Source organism: Azohydromonas australica DSM 1124 (genome assembly GCF_000430725.1).
Classification (GTDB): Bacteria; Pseudomonadota; Gammaproteobacteria; order Burkholderiales; family Burkholderiaceae_C; genus Azohydromonas; species Azohydromonas australica.
Genome location: NZ_KE387208.1, coordinates 15,811 through 35,447, shown reverse-complemented (window position 1 = coordinate 35,447; position 19,637 = coordinate 15,811). Strand labels below are relative to the sequence as shown.

The window sequence follows — 19,637 nt, the reverse complement described above, 5'->3', positions numbered from 1 at the left end:
CCCAGGTCACTGCCCTTCATCACCACGCCGTCCAGCCGGTACGACAGCCCCGACAGCTTCGCCCCCTGCAGCTGGACCACGGGAATCAATTCCACCCCGGCGAGCTTCAGCCGCTGCATGTAGTCGCTGAAATTCCGGCTTTTGAGCGCCGCTGCGTCGCACAGCGCATGCAAATGCATCCGTGTGGACGGCTCTCCCGTGCGAACCCCATGCTCGATTTCCCCCCGGGTATAGGCCCGCCGCTGCGCCTCATGGCTCGGCGCTACCTGCTCCAGGCGATATACCCGCTCGATCTCCCGCACGATCCTTTCCTGTCGCGAATAGTCCAGGCTGTCACTCACCATCTCGCCACCGAAGGTAATGCGGTTCGCCAGGATATGGATGTGCTCATGCTCGGTGTCCGTGTGCCGGGTGATCAGGAATTGGTTGTCCTTGAACCCCATCCCACGCAGATACCGCTGGCCGATTTCCCGCCACTGCTCGTCACTGAGCTTTTCACCGGGAGCCGCCGACAGCGACACGTGCAACACCGCCTTGCCCACTTTCGGCCGCAGCCGCCGGATTTCCCCGAATTCCGCCGCCAGCTCACGCGACGTCCGGCCGGCCATGTTCGTGTCGATGACGCGACTTTTCCCCTGCTTCAGGTCATAGTCCAAAGCTCCCAGGAATCTTCGGCCCTTGACCAGCTTGGCAATCACGCCCCGCGCTCCACGCCAATGAGCGCCAGACGCAGCCGGTTCACCTCGCCGGCCAAGCGCTGCAAATGGCTTTCCGTCACGGTGACGAAAGTACCTTCATTGGCCAGCCGCGTCAGCTGGTTCAGGTTCGCCGCCAGCCGGGCCAGCTCGGCATATTGCTCCCGGTTCACCGCCGGCACCGGCGGATCGGGCAGCCGCCTTTTCAGGGCCGCCTCGCGCAGGTAATGCGCCGGCGTCAAGCCCAATTGCTCGGCCTTGGCCTGCAGCGCCTCGAATTCCGCCGCCGACACGCGCACGCCAATGGTTTGCGAGCGCACCGCCTCGGGGTCCAGCCGGGGTCGGCCGCACCGTCCGCGTCTGAGTTTCGTCTCCGTCACGAAAGCACCTCCCGCGTCCTGCTGCGGCGCCACGCGCAGCGCAGCGCTGCCCCGGGGTGCAGGGGCGCGAGCCCCTGCCAAGCCGTTTGAGCGCTAGCGAAAACATGGCTTGCTTCCACCACAAAGGCTCACGTACCGTCATGGTACGCCTGCTGCACGGGTCCAAGTGCAGCGACGTGCGCCAAGGTGTAGCTAACCAAACTGACTTCAGCTTGACGCACGCAAATTGAAGCAGCCCACTGGAGCAGGAAAATGCCAGTGCTGGCGTGGACGGATGCAGCGAAACCATATTCCTTGTGCCGTGCTCGGTTCAGATTGCTTAGCAACTCAGGCACGACAGCTCGGAAAAACCTCCATTAGCTCAAACGCGAAATGTTGTCCAACTATCCACGAGCTGAACTAGGTAGCCCCGCGGCATAAATGGTGCTCGTTGCGCAAGCTCTACTTACATCTATAAACTACTAATTAGGACTTACGCAAAAGAAAACTCATAATATTTTTCTAATTGGTCCGTTGGTTGAGTAAGATAAGGACCCCACTCATGCGCGAGGAACTCTGTGAAGCCAACTCGTGTTGATTACTGTCAGTTCATTCTATCCAGTCAGATCAATTACACGCAAACGTATTTTGCAGACCATCATCCGCACTTCTCGCACGATGCCATCAACCGCCATTTGCAGGACGACAACGTAACCCTTGAGGAACTGTGGAATAGCGTCAAAGACGGCATCGAATACAATGATGACACTTGCTTGATTTTTGGTGACAGCCTCCAGGACAAGAACCACGCCCACAAAATCGATTTGGTGCGTCTGCAGTACAGCGGCAGCGCCCATCGACTGATCAAAGGCATCGGCGTGGTCAGCTGTCTGTACGTCAATTTGAGGACAGGACGCTATTGGGTCATCGACTGGCGCGTCTACGCACCCGACGAAGATCAAAAGACTAAGCTGGCGCACTTCAAGGACATGTTCGACAATGCCATCCACGGCAAGAAGCTGCGCTTTCGCACCGTGCTGATGGACTCCTGGTACGAGCCCGCAGACCACGCCAGCCAATGAAAGCGATGTCGCGCATACTCACGAAGTGCTGCATGGACAGGAAACATATGCGCATAGGGATGCTGGCTACGCCGATGTGGAAAAGTGCCCTGAGATTACACAGCCACAGGAGCAAGGGAAACTGCATGAAGATCTTCAATGGCAGTTGGAACACAAGCGCGGCGCGATCAAGCAAATGGCAGACGAGCGACTCAAGGGTTTGATGCCGATAGCTGGGCGCGCCAAGGAACAAATTTTGGTCCGGGTCGAACACCCCTTCCATATGGTGAGAACCTATTTGGTCAAAAAAATTACCGCCACAAAAGGCGGTCCAAAAATACGACGTAGCTGTACAGCTGGTTCGGCTTGACTCACTTGGCGATCACCGAGAACAACCTTCTCAAACCATACCGTCGTAGCTTACATATGTCCTACCGAATTGAAGTTCTGGCAAGACAGCTACTCTCAGATTTCAAGTGCTTTGTTTGACCAGCGGCCTCAACAACACCAGCCCCACCACCGGCCCCAGCCCCAGCCAGGGCAGCAATTGCGTCAGCGGATAGCTTTGCGCCAGCCGCACGAACAACTCGATGCTCAACACCGAGATGGAAAAGCCGATGCAGTTCACCAGCGTCAGCACGCTGCCCACGGCCTCGCGCGGAGCGTTCATGGCGGTGAGCGCGGAGAACTGCGGGGAGTCCGGCGAGACGGTGAAGCCCCACGCCAGCAACCACACCATGAACAGCACGTCGCCCGCGTGCAGCGCCCACGGCGCCAGGAAGCAGCACGCGCCGCTGGCCGCGATGAAGAAGCCCGCCACCCGCGCGCTGCCGAAGCGCCGCACCACCAGCCCGCCTAGCACCGAGCCTACCGCGCCCACCGCTAGCACCGCGAAGGAGCGCCACGACTGCGCTGCCCCCGCCCAGCGCGTGCCCACGATGGCCGGCACAAGCACCCAGAAGGTGTAGAGCTCCCACATGTGGCCGAAGTAGCCGCCCGCCGAGGCGCGCACCTTCACGTCGCGCCAGATGCACGACAGGCCCGTGAGCCGCAGCCCTGCCGCCGAGCGGCGCGCGCCGGGGCCATCGGGCACCAGCGCGTACAGCAGCAGCCCGCCCCCGGCCGCCACCGCGGCCACGCACCACATCACCTGCTGCCAGGGCCAGTGTGTGCTCAGCGCGCGCAGCGCGTGCGGCGCTGCGGTGCCCAGCATAAGCGCGCCCACCATCAGCCCCAGCGCGTTGCCCAGGCCGCGCGTCCACCAGCTGGCCGCGATCTTCATGCCCACCGGGTAGATGCCGGCCAGGAAGAAGCCGGTCAGGCCCCGCAGCACCAGCAGTCCCGTCCACGACGGCGGCAGTACCGCGGCCAGCACCGTGCAGCTCGCGCCGGCCAGCGCGCACAGCAGGAACACCAGCCGCGCCGACCAGCGGTCGGCAATGGCCAGCAGCGCGAACACCAGCGTGCCGGCGATGAAGCCCAGCTGCACCACGGAGGTCAAGCTGCCCACCGCTGAGGGCGGCAGGTCCAGCTCGCGCTGTAGCTCCGGCATCACCGCGTTGACGGCAAACCACAGCGAGGTGCCGGCGAACTGCGACACGGTGATCACGGGCAGGATGCGCCGCGGCACGGGCGCGTCCACGGCAAGCGGGGTCGAAGCGAGAGTCGAGGCCATGACGCGGCAGCTTATGCGGTAAATGCATGAGCACCGCGCGCCGCACGCCGTACTGCGATCCGCACGCGCAGCAGGGGCGGGTTTGCAGGGGCCGCGATAATCGGGCCATGCGCGTCTTCCGCGGTTTCAACCATCCCGGCATTGCGAGCGCCTGCGCGCTCACCATCGGCAACTTCGACGGCGTCCATCGCGGCCACCAGGCGATGCTGGCGCTACTTACCAACGAGGCCCGCCATCGCGGGCTGCCCAGCTGCGTGCTCACCTTCGAGCCGCACCCGCGCGACTTCTTCGCCAAGCGCACGGGGCAGCCGCAGCTCGCGCCCGCGCGCATTGCCAACCTGCGCGACAAGCTCACCGAGCTGGAGCGCTGTGGCATCGACCAGGCGGTGGTGCTGCGCTTCGACCAGCGCTTCGCAGCGCTGTCGCCGCAAGCCTTTGTGGACGAGGTGCTGGTGCGGGGCCTGCGCGCTCGCTACGTGCTCGTGGGCGACGACTTCTGCTACGGCGCGCGCCGCGCGGGCGACTACGCCACGCTCGACGCCGCGGGCGACGTAGCCGGCTTTGACGTGGCGCGCATGCTCAGCTACGAGGTGCACGGGCTGCGCGTCTCCAGCTCGGCCGTGCGCGAGGCGCTGGCGCAGGGGAACATGGAGCAGGCCGCCGTGCTGCTGAGCCGCCCCTTCAGCGTCAGCGGCCACGTGATGCACGGGCGCAAGCTCGGCCGCGACCTAGGCTTCAGAACGCTCAACCTGCGCTTCGACCATCCCAAGCCGGCGGCCATGGGCATCTTCGTAGTGCGCGTGCACGGCCTGACCGAGCAGCCCCTGCCCGGCGTGGCCAGCCTGGGCGTGCGCCCCACGGTGGAGGACGCCGGGCGCGTGCTGCTGGAGACGCACTGCCTGGAGTGGCCGCTGGCGCTGGACGCCGGCTACGGCCGCTGCATCCGCGTGGAGCTGCTGCACAAGCTGCACGACGAGCGCCGCTACCCCTCGCTGGAGGCGCTGCGCGCGGCCATCGCGCAGGACGAGGCCGACGCGCGGGCCTGGCTCGCGCCGCAGCCGGACCTCTGAGCCGCGGCGTCGGGCCGTCCCGCGGGTGCGGCCCTAAAATCAGGGGATGCCCTCTTGCCTCTTCCTGACGCCGCTGCGCCGCTGGCATGCCTGCACCCGGCGCCAGGCCACGCGCGATCGAATTCAACGCTCGGCCGCTTGACGCGTGCCGGACGGCTGCGCCACAGCAGCCGCCCGCGCCCCGCGCCTCTTCCCCTTTCCGACCGAGCCGCGGCGGCACTGCCGCCGCCCACAACCCCTAGCGCCGGCCGCGACGGCGCCACCGCCATGAACGACTCCACCGCTGCTGCCACCGACTACCGCGCCACCCTCAACCTGCCCGACACGTCCTTCCCCATGCGCGGCGACCTGCCCAAGCGCGAGCCGGGCTGGGTCCAGTCCTGGGAGAGCCAGGGCATCTACAAGCGGCTGCGCGAGGCGCGCTGCGGCGCTCCGCGCTTCGTGCTGCACGACGGTCCGCCCTACGCCAACGGCAAGCTGCACATCGGGCACGCGGTCAACAAGATCCTCAAGGACATGATCGTCAAGTCGAAGCAGCTCGCCGGCTTCGACGCGCTGTACGTCCCCGGCTGGGACTGCCACGGCCTGCCCATCGAGAACCAGATCGAGAAGACCCACGGCCGCGGCCTGCCGCGCGACGAGGTGCAGGCCAAGAGCCGCGCCTACGCCGGCGAGCAGATCGCGCAGCAGATGGCCGACTTCAAGCGCCTGGGCGTGATCGGCGACTGGGAGCACCCCTACCGCACCATGGACCGCGGCAACGAGGCCGGCGAGATCCGCGTGCTGGGCCAGCTCATGGAGCGCGGCTACGTCTACCGCGGCTTGAAGCCCGTGTACTGGTGCTTCGACTGCGGCAGCTCGCTGGCCGAGTTCGAGATCGAGTACGCCGACAAGACCTCGCCCACCATAGACGTGGCCTTCAAGGCCGCCGACCCGGCCAAGCTAGCGGCCGCCTTCGGCCTGAGCGACCCCGACCTGCCCGCGCTGGAGCAAGACGCCTTCATCGTCATCTGGACCACCACGCCCTGGACGATTCCCGCAAACCAGGCGCTGAACCTCAACCCCGAGCTGCCCTACGCGCTGGTGCGCACGCCGCGCGGGCTGCTGGTCCTGGCCGAGGCGCTGGTGGAGAAGTGCCTGGCGCGCTACGGCCTGGAAGGCGAGGTCGTTGCCACCACCGCCGGCCAGAACCTGGCGGGCCTGCAGTTCCACCATCCCTTCACGGACGTAGACCCGGGCTACGCGCGGCTGTCCGCCGTGATCCTGGCCGACTACGCCACCGCCGAGGACGGCACCGGCATCGTGCACTCCGCGCCGGCCTACGGCGTGGACGACTTCAACTCCTGCCTCGCGCACGGGATGAAGTCCACCGACATCCTCAACCCCGTGCAGGGCAACGGCGTGTACGCCGCGGAGCTGCCGCTGTTCGGCGGCCAGTTCATCTGGAAGGCCAACCCGAACATCGTCCAGGCGCTGCAGGACGCCGGTCGCCTGCTGGCCACCTCGCAGATCCCGCACAGCTACCCGCACTGCTGGCGCCACAAGACGCCGGTGATCTACCGCGCCGCGGCGCAGTGGTTCGTGCGTATGGACGAAGGCGTTGGCGTGTGCACCGTCAGCAAGGCGCCGGGCACGCTGCGCGAGACGGCGCTGGCGGCCATCGACGCCACCAGCTTCTTCCCCGAGAACGGCCGCGTGCGGCTGCGCGACATGATCGCCAACCGCCCCGACTGGTGCATCAGCCGCCAGCGCAGCTGGGGCGTGCCGCTGCCCTTCTTCCTGCACAAGGTCACCGGCGAGCTGCACCCGCGCACGCTGGAGCTCGTGGAGCGCGCGGCGCAGCTGGTGGAGGAAGGCAACATCGAGGCCTGGAGCAAGCTCGACCCGGCCGAGTGGCTGGGCGCGCAAGCCGAGGAGTACGCCAAGAGCACCGACATCCTGGACGTGTGGTTCGACTCGGGCTCGACCTTCTTCCACGTGCTGCGCGGCAGCCACGCCGGCCAGTGCCACGCCAGCGGCCCGGAGGCCGACCTGTACTTGGAAGGCCATGACCAGCACCGCGGCTGGTTCCACAGCTCGCTGCTGATCGCCTGCGCGCTGGAGGGCCGCGCGCCCTACAAGGGGCTGCTCACGCACGGCTTCGCCACCGACGGCCAGGGCCGCAAGATGTCCAAGAGCCTGGGCAACATCGTCGAGCCGCAGTCGGTGAGCAACAAGCTCGGCGCCGAAATCATCCGACTGTGGTGCGCCTCCACCGACTACTCAGGCGACCTCAACATCGACGACAAGATCCTCGCGCGCGTGGTCGATGCCTACCGCCGCATCCGCAACACGCTGCGCTTCCTGCTGGCCAACGTCTCGGACTTCGACGCCAAGGCCGACGCGCTGCCGCTGGAGGAACTACTGGAGGTGGACCGCTACGCCCTCTCCCGCGCCTCGCAGCTGCAGGCCGACATCCTGGCGCACTACGACCGCTACGAGTTCCACCCGGTGGTGTCCAAGCTGCAGGTATACTGCTCGGAGGACCTGGGCGCCTTCTACCTGGACGTGCTCAAGGACCGGCTCTACACCACCGCGCCGAAGTCGCACGCGCGGCGCAGCGCGCAGACCGCGCTGTGGCACATCACGCAGGCCATGCTGCGCTGGATGGCGCCGTTCCTGAGTTTCACCGCCGAGGAGGCCTGGAAGGTCTTCGATGGCGGCCAGACCATCTTCACCGAGACCTACTGGCCCTTCACCCAGGCCAATGAGGCGCTGCTGGCGCGCTGGGAGCGCGTGCACGAGATCCGCGACGCGGTGAACAAGGCCATCGAGGCGGTGCGCAGCGCCGGCGGCGTGGGCTCCTCACTGCAGGCCAACGTGAGGCTCACCGTCAATGAGGAGGACTTCGGCTTGCTCGGCTCGCTGGGCGACGACCTGAAGTTCGTGCTGATCGTGTCGGTGGTGGAGTTGGTGCGCGGCGAGGAGCTGGCCATCGAAGTCACGCCGTCGCCCGACACCAAGTGCGAGCGCTGCTGGCACTGGCGCGCCGACGTGGGCACCGATGAGGCGCACCCGACGCTGTGCGGCCGCTGCGTGAGCAACCTCTTCGGCGCGGGCGAGCCGCGCACGGTGGCCTGAGCATGGCGGGCGGCAAGGCAAGCGTGAAGCCGGTCAAGACCATCAAGCGGCCCGCGGCGGCGGGCGTCGGTGCCGGTGCCGGCGCCTCCTCCGGCGGGGTGCCCTCGCTGCTGCTGTGGCTGGGGCTGGCGGTGCTGGTGATCGTGCTGGACCAGTTCAGCAAGACGCTGATCCTGGGCTGGTTCCAGTACGGCGAGGGGCGCGAGATCACGGGCTTCTTCAACCTCGTGCGCGCGCACAACACGGGCGCGGCCTTCTCGTTCCTGGCGAGTGCTGGGGGCTGGCAGCGCTGGTTCTTCACCGGGCTGGGCGTGGCGGCCTCGGCCTTCATCGTGTGGATGCTCAAGAAGCACCCGGCGCAGAGGCTCTTCTGCTTCGCCATCAGCATGATTTTGGGCGGCGCTCTGGGCAACGTCATCGACCGGCTGATGCACGGCTACGTGGTGGACATGCTGGACTTCCACCTCGGCGGGCGCCACTTCCCGGCCTTCAACCTGGCCGACAGCGCCATCACGCTGGGCGCGATCTGCCTGATCGTGGACGAGCTCAAAAGGGTGCGCGGGCAGCGCTGAGCCCGGGACCCGGCCCGCGGGGCGCATCTCAGCGATGTGCCCCGCACGGACATCGCGGCAATTTGGCACATCAGGTGCCGCTAACGCATGGGCGACTGGATTTGATGCCCAGGTCGGCCACTAGACTCGCCGGCTTTGAACGACCACGCATCGACTTCCACGGGCGCTGGGCCATGACGGACGGCCGTCCATCGGGTTGCCGGTTGCACGCCCTGCCGCTGGTGACGCGGATCGTGGCGTTTCGATCGTACGCGGCTGTCGTGCCGTGCCACATTCCATGAGCATCTTCATCAGCGTTGCTTCGTACCGGGACCCTTCGTTGTGGCCCACCGTTGCCGACGCGCTGGCCCAGGCGGCGCAGCCGTCGAAACTGCATTTCGGCGTGGTGGACCAGTCCAGTGAAGCCTGCGAGCCGCCAGTCGAGCTGGTGAAACAGGCCGGCAGCGTGCGGTACCTGCACCTGCACCACCGCTTCAGCCGCGGCCCTTGCTGGGCGCGCTCCATCGCGGCCTCCTACTGCCAGGAGGAGCGGTACTTCTTGCAGATCGATTCGCATATGCTGTTCGACCGGCACTGGGACCGGCTGCTCGTAGAGCAGCTCGAAGCGCTGTCGGCCCGCAACCCGCGCGCCATCATCTCCACCTACCCCTCGCCCTACGAGATGATCGACGGCCAGCCGGTGCGCAAGCCGTTCACCGGCCATGCGCTCGTGCTCGAACCCCGCCCCGGCACCACGCTGGGCGAGGAGTCGCCGGTCCTGCCCTTCCAGAGCCGGCCCGTGCGCACCAGGCAGGCGATCCCCGGCTTCCACGTCGGCGCGGGCTGCCTGTTCACGCGCAGTGCATTCATCGCCGAGGTGCCTTACGACCCGTGGGTCTACTTCCACGGCGAGGAGCAGAACCTGGCGGTGCGGGCCTGGACCCGGGGCTGGGATATCCACCACGTGCCCGACATGCCCATTTATCACCTTTACCACGCCGGCAACGGCCGCGCGGTGCACTGGGCCGAGGGAGACGACCAGAGCCGGCCCGTGCGCTGGTGGGAGCTGGAGCGCAACTCCAAGGCGCGCATGCGCGCCCTGCTCTACCACGGCGCCGACCTCGGCACTTACGGGCTGGGCAGCGCACGCAGCCTAGCCGAGTTCGCTGAGTTCTCAGGCATCGACTACGTCAACCGTACCTGCAAGGCCGTGAACTGAGCACGCCGCGGCGTTCCGAGCATCACCATGACCACTGACGTTTCCACCGCCACGGCCACCGCCGAAGAGCCTGCCGCCACACCGGCACGCCGCACCCGTCAACGCAAGTCGGCCTCGGCCAAGCCCCAGGTTGCCCAGCCCGAAGTGCCGGCAGCCGCGGCCGTCGCCGAAAAGGCCCCGCGCAAGAAGGCGTCCACACGCCGCAGGACGAGCGCGGCGGAGCCGGCAGCAGCGGTGCAGGCGCGCCCCGAAGACGCCTTGCCGATCTACCAAATTCACTTCCTGCCGGAGCAGCGCGCTAGCCTGGATCCGGCATTCATTCCGCTGGACAACGCCGGCCACGACGACCCGCTGCGCGAGTTCGCCGTTTTCGAGCGGCTGAGCGCGGACGAGGGCCTGCGCGTGGCGCCGCTGTGGGGCGCGCTGTCGTGGCGCTTCGGCACCAAGGCCGGCCTGACGGGGGAGGCGCTGCGCCAGGCCATCGAGCAGCACCCCGGCCACGACCTGTACTACTGCAACCCCTTCCCCGAGCACGAGGCGCTGTACGTCAACGGCTGGCAGCAGGGCATCACCGCGCATCCGGCCTTCACCGAGCTGTGCACGGCGGTGTTCAAGGCGGCCGGACTCGACGTGCGCGAGCTCGGCGCCGTGCAGTCCTCCCAGGCCTTCTCGGCGTGCAACTACTTCGTCGGAAGTCCCACGTTCTGGTCGGTCTACCTGCCCTGGGTGCGCGGCGTGGTGGACCGTGCCCGCGCCAAGCTGCCCGCGCCAGTGCTGCGCGTGCTCGACTCCCGGCTCAGCGACCCGAGGAACCAGCACGCGGGCTCGTGCTACTGGCCCTTCGTCGTCGAGCGGCTGCTGCCGCTGTTCCTGCGCAGCGCCGGCCAGGACCTGAAAGTGCACAAGATCGCGCTGCCCGCGGCCGAGGCGCGCCTGAACTCGCACTTGCAGCGCCTGCGCGAAATGAAGGACGTGGCGCACCGCACGCGCTCGCGCTGGCTGTATGCATGCTGGCTCAACTACCGCAACCTCTACCTCATGCAGGCGGCCGGCCCCGAATGGTGCAAGCGTTTCCTCACGCTCGTGAGCGCCACTGAATTCGAGTTTCGTTGAACGCAGAACTGCAAGACCTGCTGTGCGCCTGCCTGGAGCAGGGACGGCAGGCGCGCGACGCGGGCGACGCGCAGGCCGCGCGCCAAGCTTTCGAGCAGGCCCGGCTGCTCGCGCCGGAGGACTCCGGCATCGGGCTGGAGCTGGCGCTGGCCTGCCTGGCCGGCGGCGACGCGGCGCAGGCCGCGCTCCACGCCGCCGCGGCCGCGCAACGAGGCGCAGGCTGGCGCTCACGGCTGGTGCTGGCCCAGGCCTGCACCCGGCTGCAGCGCCCGGACGACGCGGCCGCGCAACTGCAGGCCGCCCTCGACGACGCTGCGATGCCGCAACCGCGCCGCGCCGCGGCCCTGCAGCAGCTGGCCGATCTGCAGCTCAACGCCTTCGGCGATGTCCGCGCCGCGGCCATGTCGCTGGGCATGGCCGCCACGGGCGAGCCCCGGCTGGCGCTGCAGGCGGAGCTCGCCACGCTGGTGGCCGACCTCTACGAGGGCACGCGCGGCCGGGCCGGCATCGCCGCCGGCTTCGCCGGGCTGGCGCAGCGGTTGAGAGCACCGGCGGCACCGACGCACGGGCCGCGCACCCCGGCTGCCGCGCGTCCGCGCATCGGGCTGCTGTCCGCACAGTTCTGCGCCTCGCCGGTGGGCTTCTTCACGCTCGGTGCGCTCACGGTGCTGGCGCGTGACGCGGACCTGCTCTTCTTCGACCGCGGCGCCAAGGCTGACTGGGCCCGCACCGCCTTCCAGGGGATCGCCCACCGCTGGGTGTCCTGTGGCGGGCTAAACACCGCCACGCTGCACCGCTTGCTGTGCGCGGCCGACCTGGACGCGCTCATCGACCTCGGCGGCTGGACCGATCCGGAGGCCCTGGCCGCCGTCGCTGGCCACCCCGCACGGCGCCAGCTCAAGTGGGTGGGCGGCCAGTCGCTGAGCACCGGGCTGCGCTGCTTCGACGGCTTCATCGCCGACGCGCGCCAGGTGCCGCCGGCCGCCGCGGCGCTCTACACCGAGCCGATCCTGCGCGCGCGGCTGGGTTACGTCAGCTACACCGCCCCGCCCTACGCGCAGGAGTTGGAGCGCGCGGCGCGGCGTCCGCCGCCGGCAGCCCCGCGGCCTGCCCCGGGCGTGCTGGCGCTGGTGTCCAACCCGGCCAAGATCAGCCCGGCCACGGCGCAGACCCTGCGCCAGCTCAAGCCGCGCCGCCTGCTGCTGGTGGACCAGCGCTGGCGCCACGAAGGCACGCGCCGCGCCGCGCAGCGCCGCCTGGGCGAGCTGCTGGACGTGGCCGAATTCATCACGCCGGCCCACCACGCCGAGTACCTGCAGACGCTGCAGTCGCTGGATGCCGCCTTCGTCGACACTACACCCTATGCCATGGGCCTCACGGCCGTGGAGCTGCGCCTGCTGGGCAAGCCCATCGTCGCCGCGCCGCGCAGCCCGACGGCGCTGATGTGCGAGCGGCACGGCGTGGCCCACCTGGGCGCGCGGCGCTTCGACCACCATGCCGAGCTCGCGGCCCAGCTGCTGCAATGGAGCCGGGGATGAGCGGATCGGTGCACTGGACGACGCTGTCCGCATTGCACGCACAGGCACCGCAGGGGGTGCTTGACGCTCCCGTGCTGGCCGTCATGCCGTGGCTGCGGCGCGCTGCCGCGCAACGGGCGGCGCAGCTGATGGTCTCCCGCGCCGGCGCAACGCTGCGGCTGCTGGCGGTGCAGGACGATCTCGGGGCGGGCCCCATGGCGATCTGGAACACCGCCATCGCCCTCACGCGCGGCGAGTTCTTCATTTACTGCGCCGAGGACGCCTTCGCCGGGCGCTACTGGCTGCGCTTCGCGCTGCAGGCGATGGCTGCTCAACCGAACGCCGGGCTGCTGGCCTTCAACGACGGCAAGTGGTTCGGACAGCTTGCGGCCTTCGGCATGGCGCGGCGCTCATGGCTACACAGCGTGTATGGCGGCCCTCTCTTCCACCCCGGCTACGCACGCCACTACGGCGATACCGAGCTGACCCTCGTGGCACGGCAGCAGCAGGCGCTGGCCTACCACCCGCATGCGCTGCTGGTGGAGGTGGACCATGACAAGGACGGGCGTCCCGTGGACGCCGGCGACCGCGCGCTGTTCCGCCAGCGCGCCGAGCGGGGTTTCGACGGCCGGGTGTCGGACCCGAAGCTGCTGGCCTCTTTCGTATGAGCGTCAGGCCACGGCCTCGGACTCGCCCAGCGCCTCGAAGCGCGCCCTGAGCACCATCGCCATGCGCTCGCCCGTCACGCGCGGCGAGAAGGTGTCGTGCACCTGCTGCGGCAACTGCAGCGCCCACTCGCTGCCCGCAGCTTTGCGTGCAGCGCGCATCTGGCGCGCGGCATGGGCCACATCGGGCTCGGCCCACCAGGCGCCATCTTCTTCCTCGACGAAGGGGTACTCGCCCACCGCCACCGCTCGCTTCTTCCACTTCACCGGGTAGCCCGTATCCGGGGTGAGAAAATCGGCGTTGCCGGAGAAGCCAGTACCGACCACGGGCTTGCCGAACAGCATCGCCTCGGCCAGGGTGCGGCCGAAGCCTTCCGAGCGGTGCAGCGAAACGTAGGCATCGCAGGCGTTGACCAGCCCCAGCACCACTTCGCGGTCCAGCGTGCGTTGCAGCAGCACGATGCGCGGGTCGGCCGCGCAGCGCTGCGTGAACTCGTCCCAGGCCGGGTTGCTGCCGCGGCTGTTCATGGTCTTGAGCACCAGGCCCACCGAATCGTCCCCGGCGGGGAAGGCGCGCTGGAAGGCTTCGATGACGGCCAGCGGATTCTTGCGCGCGAGGTAGGAGTTGAAGTCGAAAACGTAGAGGAACAGGAAGCGCCGCGCCGGCAGGCCCAGCGCGCGGCGCGAAGTCTTCTTCATGCGCGCCACGCTCACGGGCAGCGGCATCAACGTCACGGGCTTGTCGGTGGCCGCGCTGAACATGTCCTGCGTGAAGCGCGCGGCGGCCCAGACCTCATCCACCACCGAAAAGGCCGCCGACCAGCGCCGCGGCCACACCGGCAGTTCCCAGGGCCACCAGCCGATGTTGTGGCGCCCCTCGAACAGCGCCGGCCCCTTCTCGGCATACACGCGCAGCGTGTCGAAACCCGTGAGGCAGAAGACGTTGATGGCATGGGGCAGCGCGGCAACGTCTTCCACCACGTGCGCAGCCACCAGGCGGTCGGCCTGGCGCAGGTGCTGCCCCGGGTTGATGTTGAGCACCTTGAACGGAATGTTTGCCGCCTCGCAAGCCTGCGCAGCCATGCGCAGGTCCTCGCCGATGCCCAGCTCGCCAAAGGCGAAGCCCACGAGGTTGACGCCAAAGGGCGCACCGGCGGCATCGAAGCCGGCAGCCGGCACCGCAGCGGCGGGCGCGGACGCTGTACCGAGCAAAGGCTTGAGCTTGAACTGCTCGGCGCCCTGCTTGGCGAACCAGTGCATCAGCCCCAGACGGCCCCGGGATGCGCCGATGTCGAAGGCCTGCTGCAGCGAGGGCTGCAATTGCCACAGCAGCATCATCAGCCAACTTGGCTGCAGCCCGGCATCAGTGAAGGCGGGTGCGTTGAGCGCGGCACGGGTCCGGTGGTCCAGGAACGGCACCAGGCCCAGCTCGCGCAGGCCGACGACGTAGAACCACGCCACCGCGTTCCACAGTTCCACGGGCGAGGCGATGTCGAAGGCCTGGCGCAGATCGGGACGATGGGTGTAGAGACAGTGCAGCAGCCGGTTCATGCCCAGCCCGCCACGCTGCGGCCAGCCAGGCAGCAGCTCGAATAGCCAGCGGCGCTGCGCCTCGTCGGGCAGCCAGGTGTTGGCCGCGGGGTACTCGCGATGGCCGGACAGCACCCACCACAGCAGGAAGCGCTGCGGCTCGTCCATGTCCGGCATGCTCATCTTGAAGTTGAGCAGCACATCCTGCCGCAGCAGGCGAACGGCATCGAGCAGAGGCAGGCTTACCGCATGTCGTGCCGGTACCGTCACATCGCCTCCAGCGCCATGGAATGGACACGGAAGGTGCGCAGAAAACGGTCCAGCATCCGGTTGTCATGCGCGTCGGCGAACTCCACGCCGTTGGACGGCGAGGCCACGTCCAGCTCGACCTTGAGCAGGTCGTGCCGCAGCCGCTGCGTGCGCAGCCCATTGGCCAAGGGCTGCGGCCGGTCCGGAACGGTGTTGAACTGCAACGCTACCACCACGAAATGCGAGCTGACCTTGCCCAGCGCGGCCAGCAGCGGCTGCATCGACTCCAGCTTCACGGGCCGGGGCGACACCACGACGAACAATTTCCACGCCGGGCTCTTGAACACCTGGCGCAGCCGCGCTGCGCCGCGCTGGAAGTACGCTGCGTCCTTGGCCGAGGCAGCCGGGTCGTGGTGATTGAAGACAAAGGGCACGCCGAAGCGCTCTCGATAGAACAGGTGCTCGCACAGGTTCGCCTCGGGCGTCTGGCGCTCGGCCACCGGCACGCTGCGGTACTGGCTTGGATCCAGGAACGTGGCGAAGTCGTCTTCGATGCAATGCGCCACCATGCCGAAGCAGGAGAAGATCCAGTCGAACGGCCCAGCCCATCGCCGCAGCCCGGCGCGTTTGAGTGCCATGGCAGCATGGCAGAAGTTGCCCATGGGCACCACGTGGCTGAAGGTCACGCCGGCAAAGTCTGGCAGGTAGGCGTTGCTGCCCGCGGGTGCCCAGCGCCGCTCGGCGGCCAGGCGGAACTCGCTGCTGCCGATAAAGGCCTCCACCATGCGCCGGTAGCGAGAAGGGTCGGCCTGCTGGGCTGACAGCGCGTACAGGTGGTGCTGCAGGCCCGCAGCGTCAGGTTCACGGCCCAGCAGGCCGCTGTACAGGGAATGCAAAAACTGCTCGTCGGTCACGCGGCGCTCCTAAAACTTCAAGCGCTGCCGGCTGAAGCCTGGCAAAAACAAGGCGGGGATCTTTCATCAACGCGCATGGAAGTCACGGCCTGCGGCCGCAACCCGATCACTGGAACAAGCGCACGCTGTCGATGCGGCAGGCCAGATCCCGATTATCGGTAGAGCTCGCTTCGTGTTGAGCCGGCACAAAGCCGCCACGGGCTGTGAGCGGCAATATCCAACGTTGCGCCGCGTGTGGCGGCAACTCGAAACGCACGCTGAATGGCCCGCGCTGCGACACGTGCCGCAGTTGCGTCCCGCCCGGCAACTCCAGCGCCAACTCCAGCGCGGTGCCGGCGGGCGATACGTGACGTCCGGCGAGCTCCACCACGCGCGCCGGGCCCGCGCCCAGGCGCAGCTCGGAGCTGACGGGCAGCCAACCGTCGGCATACAGCGCCAAGCCCACTCCCGGCTGCGCCAGGCGCACCCGGGCATCGTTAACCAGCCAGGCCTTCAACGCCGCAATGTCGGCCGCGGACAGCAGCGGCTGCACCGAGGCGGCGAACTCGTGCAGATGCGCGCGCGGGTCTTGCACCGCACCGAAGGGATGCTCAGCCAGCACCTCGTCGACATAGGTCTGCACCCAGTGCAGCGGCGCCGCGCCGAGATGGCGGGCCAGCAGCGCCATGCTCTCCCGGATGACGCGCTCGCGCTGCGTGAGCGTGATGCAAGCGTCGTGCAGCCGCGAACGCGCCTGCAGCGCTTCGATGAAGCCGATGCGCGCGGCATGCGGACCGAACAGGCGCAGCCACAGCGCCAAGTCGAAAGCGGTCTTCTGCGACTCGTCGAAGCCGCCGAGCATGCGCAGCGCCATGCGACGCAGGAACACGCTGGGCTGGCAGATAAAGCAGCCGTCGGCGAAGCCATCGAGCCCGGCCTCGGCCGGCCGGGTCGGATAGGCTTCCAACACGCGATCGTCGGCATCGATGTGCTCGGCCTGCCCGTACACCATCCAATGTTGAGGGTAAGCGGCCAGATGCTCCAGCGCGCGCCGCACGGCACCGGGTGCGTACAGGTCATCGGAGTTGAGCCAGCCGATAATGCTGCCGCGCGCCAGCGCCAGCGCCTTGTTGAGCGCATGGGCCGGCCCGCGGTCGGGCTCAGACTGCCAGCGCAGCCGCTCAGGGCCGTACTCGGCTTGCAGTTGCGCGAGCAACTGCGGCGTTCCGTCGCTGGAGCCGCCGTCCATCACTATCAGCTCCAACGCGCCCGCACCCTCCTGCTGCATCACGCTGCGCACCGAGCGCTCGATGAATGGTGCCTGGTTGTAGGACGGCATGAGCACGGAGATCTGCATGGCGATGAAAGGCTTTCCTCATGCCCGGCAACCCAGGCATAGCGGTGTTCGTCTCTGGCGTGATCGCGGACCAGAATCAGGCTTCGAAGAAGTCGCAGACCTGACTGAACTCGACTTTGAAGTCCCTAGTGGCCGGTCCGATGCCCAGGCTTTGAGCGCAGATTCTCTGCAATCGCGCCGCGGCCTTCACGAGCAACGGCAGCAGCGCATGAAGCTCATTGAAGTGCTCGGCAACCAGCGCGTAGTCGGTCTCATAGTCGTGTGCGGTCATGTTGCGTGCCGTGCGGCAGAGCTGCCAGCTCTCGATGGAATTGAGGACGCCTATCTTCTCTACAGGGCCAGCACTTTTAGGAATTGCGAGGTGGCCTCGCTCTTCAGCAATGCACCGTGGCGCATGGCAACGGCCAGCGTGTCCTGCAACTTGGCAAAGCGCTCATTGAGCGCGGCCAGGGATTCGAACAGTTCCACGTCCTTCTGCCGCTGACGCAGTGCCGCACCGTCCAGCAGCCAGGGAACTTTCAGGGCGCTGGCGTGGAGGAAGTGCGTGCAGCGCTGCACCGCTTCGAGCAGGTTGGACAGATGCTCACGCTCCGCCGCCAGAGAGTTCGAGCCGTTCACTGCGTGTCCTCAAGGCGCTGCGCGCCGCTACGTGCGATGCGGGCAAAGGAACTACCCGGCGTGCCGCGCTGCACGGCGACGATGTCTACCGGCAGGCCTAGCGCCTGCTCCAGTGCCAAGGTCACGCGGGCATGCTGGCGCAGCGTGGGGAGATCGGCACTTTCGACCAGCAGATCCACGTCACCGCCGCGCGCAGCATCGTCGAGCCTGGAGCCGAACAGCAGCACGCGGGCATCGAAACCGAACTGCTGGCGCACGCAGTCCAGGATCAGCCATCAGCCGTGTCTGTTCAGGACGGAGTCTCATGGGCACGTCGGGATCGTCGGTGGTAAGACACGCATTGTCGTCATGGCTGCATACCCGAGGCAGCGCTCGGGACGAAACCATGTGTCGTAAAGCCGCCGCATGCCGTGGCTGTGCGCCTGCCCAAGGTACGCCGCGAATCGGTACGGCTGGGTGCGTGCCGCTCCATCATGCCCAGTTGCGACGTGGCGGCCCGCAAGCCAACGCGCCAGGACGACGCATCCGGACGGCAACGACCACGCCGGATACGGCCAGCGACAGTTCAGGCCAGCGTGCCGTCCCGCACCGCCACCGAACCACGGCCGATGCCGTGGTACTCCAGCCCCATGGCTTTCATGAGCGCGGGGTCAAAGAGATTGCGGCCGTCAAAGACCACGGGCTGCTTGAGCCGGCTGCGCAGCGTGTCGAAGTCCGGGCTCTTGAACTCGCGCCACTCGGTGATGAGCACCAGCGCGTCGGCCCCCTCCAGCGCCTCCAGTGCCGAGCCGGCGTAGGTCAGCAGCGGCTGCTCTCCGAACACGCGCCGCGCCTCCTCCATCGCCACCGGGTCGTAGGCCGTCACTGCCGCGCCGCGTTCGATGAGCTGCTGCACCAGCACGCGGCTGGGGGCTTCGCGCATGTCGTCCGTGCCGGGCTTGAAGGCCAGGCCCCACAGCGCGAAGCGGCGCCCGGCAAGGTCTGCCCCGAAGCGCGCCGTGATCTTGTCCACCAGCACCTGCTTCTGGCGCTCGTTGGCTCGCTCCACGGCATCAAGCACCAGCAGTTCCTGGTCGTACTGGCCGCCCGTGTACAGCAGCGCCTTGACGTCCTTGGGGAAGCACGAGCCGCCGTAGCCCGCGCCTGCGTACAGGAAGTGCGTGCCGATGCGCGGGTCGCTGCCGATGCCGCGGCGCACCTGCTCGATATCCGCGCCCACCTTGTCCGCCAGCAGCGCCAGCTCGTTCATGAAGCTGATGCGCGTGGCCAGCATGGCATTGGCGGCGTACTTGGTGAACTCGGCACTGCGCACATCCATGATCAGCAGCCGGTCGTGGTTGCGGGTGAAGGGCGCGTACAGCGCCCGCATGAGCAACACCGCGCGCTCGTCACCGGCGCCAATGACGATACGGTCCGGCCGCATGAAGTCCTCCACTGCGGCGCCCTCCTTCAGGAACTCGGGGTTGGAGACGACGGCGTAGTCCAGCGCCAGGCCGCGCGCAGTTAGTTCCTCACGCACCGCCTCGCGCACGCGGTCAGCCGTGCCCACCGGCACCGTGCTCTTGTCGACGATGACCTTGTAATCGGTCATGCGCTGGCCGATGGCACGCGCTGCGGCCACGACGTAGCTCAGGTCGGCCGAGCCGTCCTCGTCCGGCGGCGTGCCCACGGCGATGAACTGCAGCGTGCCATGGCGTACGGCGGCGTCGACGTCGGTGGTGAACTCTAGCCGGCCCGAGGCGACGTTGCGCTGCACGATCTCTAGCAGGCCGGGCTCATGGATGGGCAGGCCGCCCTCCTTGAGCACGCGGATCTTGCGCTCGTTCAGGTCCAGGCACAGGACGTGGTTGCCCATTTCGGACAAGCAGGCGCCGGTGACGAGGCCCACGTATCCGGAGCCGACGACGGTGATTTTCATGAGTCCATTTCCTCAGGAATTGAAAAA

17 protein-coding genes and 3 pseudogenes are annotated in these 19,637 nt (G+C 67.7%); 10 read left to right on the top strand and 10 right to left on the bottom strand.

What is annotated here, in order from left to right; genetic code table 11:
- Positions 1–284 precede the first annotated feature (284 nt).
- Together H537_RS56885 and H537_RS0129185 are read right to left on the bottom strand one after the other, a co-directional pair.
- Positions 285–698 (bottom strand): annotated as a pseudogene (locus H537_RS56885) (relaxase/mobilization nuclease domain-containing protein); the annotation flags it as partial.
- Positions 695–1,108, bottom strand: coding sequence for a plasmid mobilization protein (locus H537_RS0129185; RefSeq protein ID WP_238446843.1), 414 nt, complete (start codon positions 1,106–1,108; stop codon positions 695–697). The gene H537_RS0129185 and the pseudogene H537_RS56885, both read right to left, overlap by 4 nt.
- Positions 1,109–1,295: 187 nt before the next feature.
- Between H537_RS0129185 and H537_RS57095 the strand changes: the two are divergent.
- From H537_RS57095 to H537_RS53510, 3 genes and pseudogenes are all read left to right on the top strand, one after another.
- A pseudogene (locus tag H537_RS57095) lies at positions 1,296–1,495 on the top strand (IS701 family transposase); the annotation flags it as partial.
- 137 nt (positions 1,496–1,632) lie between these two features.
- A pseudogene (locus H537_RS46215) lies at positions 1,633–2,109 on the top strand (IS701 family transposase); the annotation flags it as partial.
- 52 nt (positions 2,110–2,161) lie between these two features.
- On the top strand, positions 2,162–2,485 hold the full coding sequence (locus tag H537_RS53510; RefSeq protein WP_156901999.1) for a hypothetical protein: 324 nt from the start codon (positions 2,162–2,164) through the stop codon (positions 2,483–2,485).
- Between the two features lie 102 nt (positions 2,486–2,587).
- Here the strand turns inward: H537_RS53510 and H537_RS0129175 are convergent, their stop codons facing one another.
- A complete protein-coding gene (locus tag H537_RS0129175) occupies positions 2,588–3,790 on the bottom strand; it encodes an MFS transporter (protein WP_051243528.1) in 1,203 nt (400 codons plus the stop codon).
- A 107-nt stretch (positions 3,791–3,897) separates the two neighbouring features.
- Between H537_RS0129175 and H537_RS0129170 the strand changes: the two genes are divergently transcribed.
- The 7 genes from H537_RS0129170 to H537_RS0129140 all read left to right on the top strand — a co-directional run bounded on the left by H537_RS0129170 (position 3,898) and on the right by H537_RS0129140 (position 13,048).
- Positions 3,898–4,860, top strand: coding sequence for a bifunctional riboflavin kinase/FAD synthetase (locus H537_RS0129170; RefSeq protein WP_029000684.1), 963 nt, complete (start codon positions 3,898–3,900; stop codon positions 4,858–4,860).
- Positions 4,861–5,127: 267 nt separating this feature from the next.
- A complete protein-coding gene (gene ileS / locus H537_RS0129165; RefSeq protein ID WP_029000683.1) occupies positions 5,128–7,980 on the top strand; it encodes an isoleucine--tRNA ligase in 2,853 nt (950 codons plus the stop codon).
- A 41-nt stretch (positions 7,981–8,021) separates the two neighbouring features.
- Complete coding sequence (gene lspA / locus H537_RS0129160) at positions 8,022–8,552, top strand: signal peptidase II (RefSeq protein WP_043460640.1); 531 nt, start codon at positions 8,022–8,024, stop codon at positions 8,550–8,552.
- Between the two features lie 277 nt (positions 8,553–8,829).
- On the top strand, positions 8,830–9,750 hold the full coding sequence (locus H537_RS0129155; RefSeq protein WP_029000681.1) for a GlcNAc-transferase family protein: 921 nt from the start codon (positions 8,830–8,832) through the stop codon (positions 9,748–9,750).
- A gap of 27 nt (positions 9,751–9,777) precedes the next feature.
- Positions 9,778–10,863 (top strand): hypothetical protein, encoded by a 1,086-nt coding sequence (locus tag H537_RS0129150; protein ID WP_029000680.1) that lies wholly within the window; start codon positions 9,778–9,780, stop codon positions 10,861–10,863.
- Positions 10,860–12,401, top strand: coding sequence for a tetratricopeptide repeat protein (locus tag H537_RS0129145; protein ID WP_029000679.1), 1,542 nt, complete (start codon positions 10,860–10,862; stop codon positions 12,399–12,401). Before H537_RS0129150 ends, H537_RS0129145 begins: the two co-directional genes overlap by 4 nt.
- Positions 12,398–13,048, top strand: a complete 651-nt coding sequence (locus H537_RS0129140) for a hypothetical protein (protein ID WP_051243525.1) — start codon at positions 12,398–12,400, stop codon at positions 13,046–13,048. The genes H537_RS0129145 and H537_RS0129140 overlap by 4 nt, the downstream gene beginning before the upstream one ends.
- A gap of 3 nt (positions 13,049–13,051) precedes the next feature.
- Here the strand turns inward: H537_RS0129140 and H537_RS49830 are convergent, their stop codons facing one another.
- From H537_RS49830 to H537_RS0129110, 7 genes are all read right to left on the bottom strand, one after another.
- The gene (locus H537_RS49830; protein ID WP_156901998.1) at positions 13,052–14,758 is read right to left on the bottom strand and encodes a glycosyltransferase; all 1,707 of its coding nucleotides are present in this window, start codon (positions 14,756–14,758) and stop codon (positions 13,052–13,054) included.
- 83 nt (positions 14,759–14,841) lie between these two features.
- Positions 14,842–15,738 carry a DUF1796 family putative cysteine peptidase gene (locus H537_RS49825; RefSeq protein ID WP_051243520.1) on the bottom strand — a complete coding sequence of 299 codons (897 nt, stop codon included), beginning with the start codon at positions 15,736–15,738 and terminating at the stop codon, positions 14,842–14,844.
- 106 nt (positions 15,739–15,844) lie between these two features.
- On the bottom strand, positions 15,845–17,074 hold the full coding sequence (locus H537_RS49820) for a glycosyltransferase family 2 protein (RefSeq protein ID WP_051243517.1): 1,230 nt from the start codon (positions 17,072–17,074) through the stop codon (positions 15,845–15,847).
- A gap of 76 nt (positions 17,075–17,150) precedes the next feature.
- On the bottom strand, positions 17,151–17,345 hold the full coding sequence (locus H537_RS55155) for a hypothetical protein (protein ID WP_211235104.1): 195 nt from the start codon (positions 17,343–17,345) through the stop codon (positions 17,151–17,153).
- 59 nt (positions 17,346–17,404) lie between these two features.
- Complete coding sequence (locus tag H537_RS55150; protein WP_211235103.1) at positions 17,405–17,692, bottom strand: hypothetical protein; 288 nt, start codon at positions 17,690–17,692, stop codon at positions 17,405–17,407.
- Positions 17,689–17,949, bottom strand: coding sequence for a nucleotidyltransferase family protein (locus H537_RS46190; protein WP_211235102.1), 261 nt, complete (start codon positions 17,947–17,949; stop codon positions 17,689–17,691). The genes H537_RS55150 and H537_RS46190 overlap by 4 nt, the downstream gene beginning before the upstream one ends.
- A 308-nt stretch (positions 17,950–18,257) precedes the next feature.
- The gene (locus H537_RS0129110; RefSeq protein ID WP_029000677.1) at positions 18,258–19,610 is read right to left on the bottom strand and encodes a UDP-glucose dehydrogenase family protein; all 1,353 of its coding nucleotides are present in this window, start codon (positions 19,608–19,610) and stop codon (positions 18,258–18,260) included.
- Between the last annotated feature and the right edge of the window lie 27 nt (positions 19,611–19,637).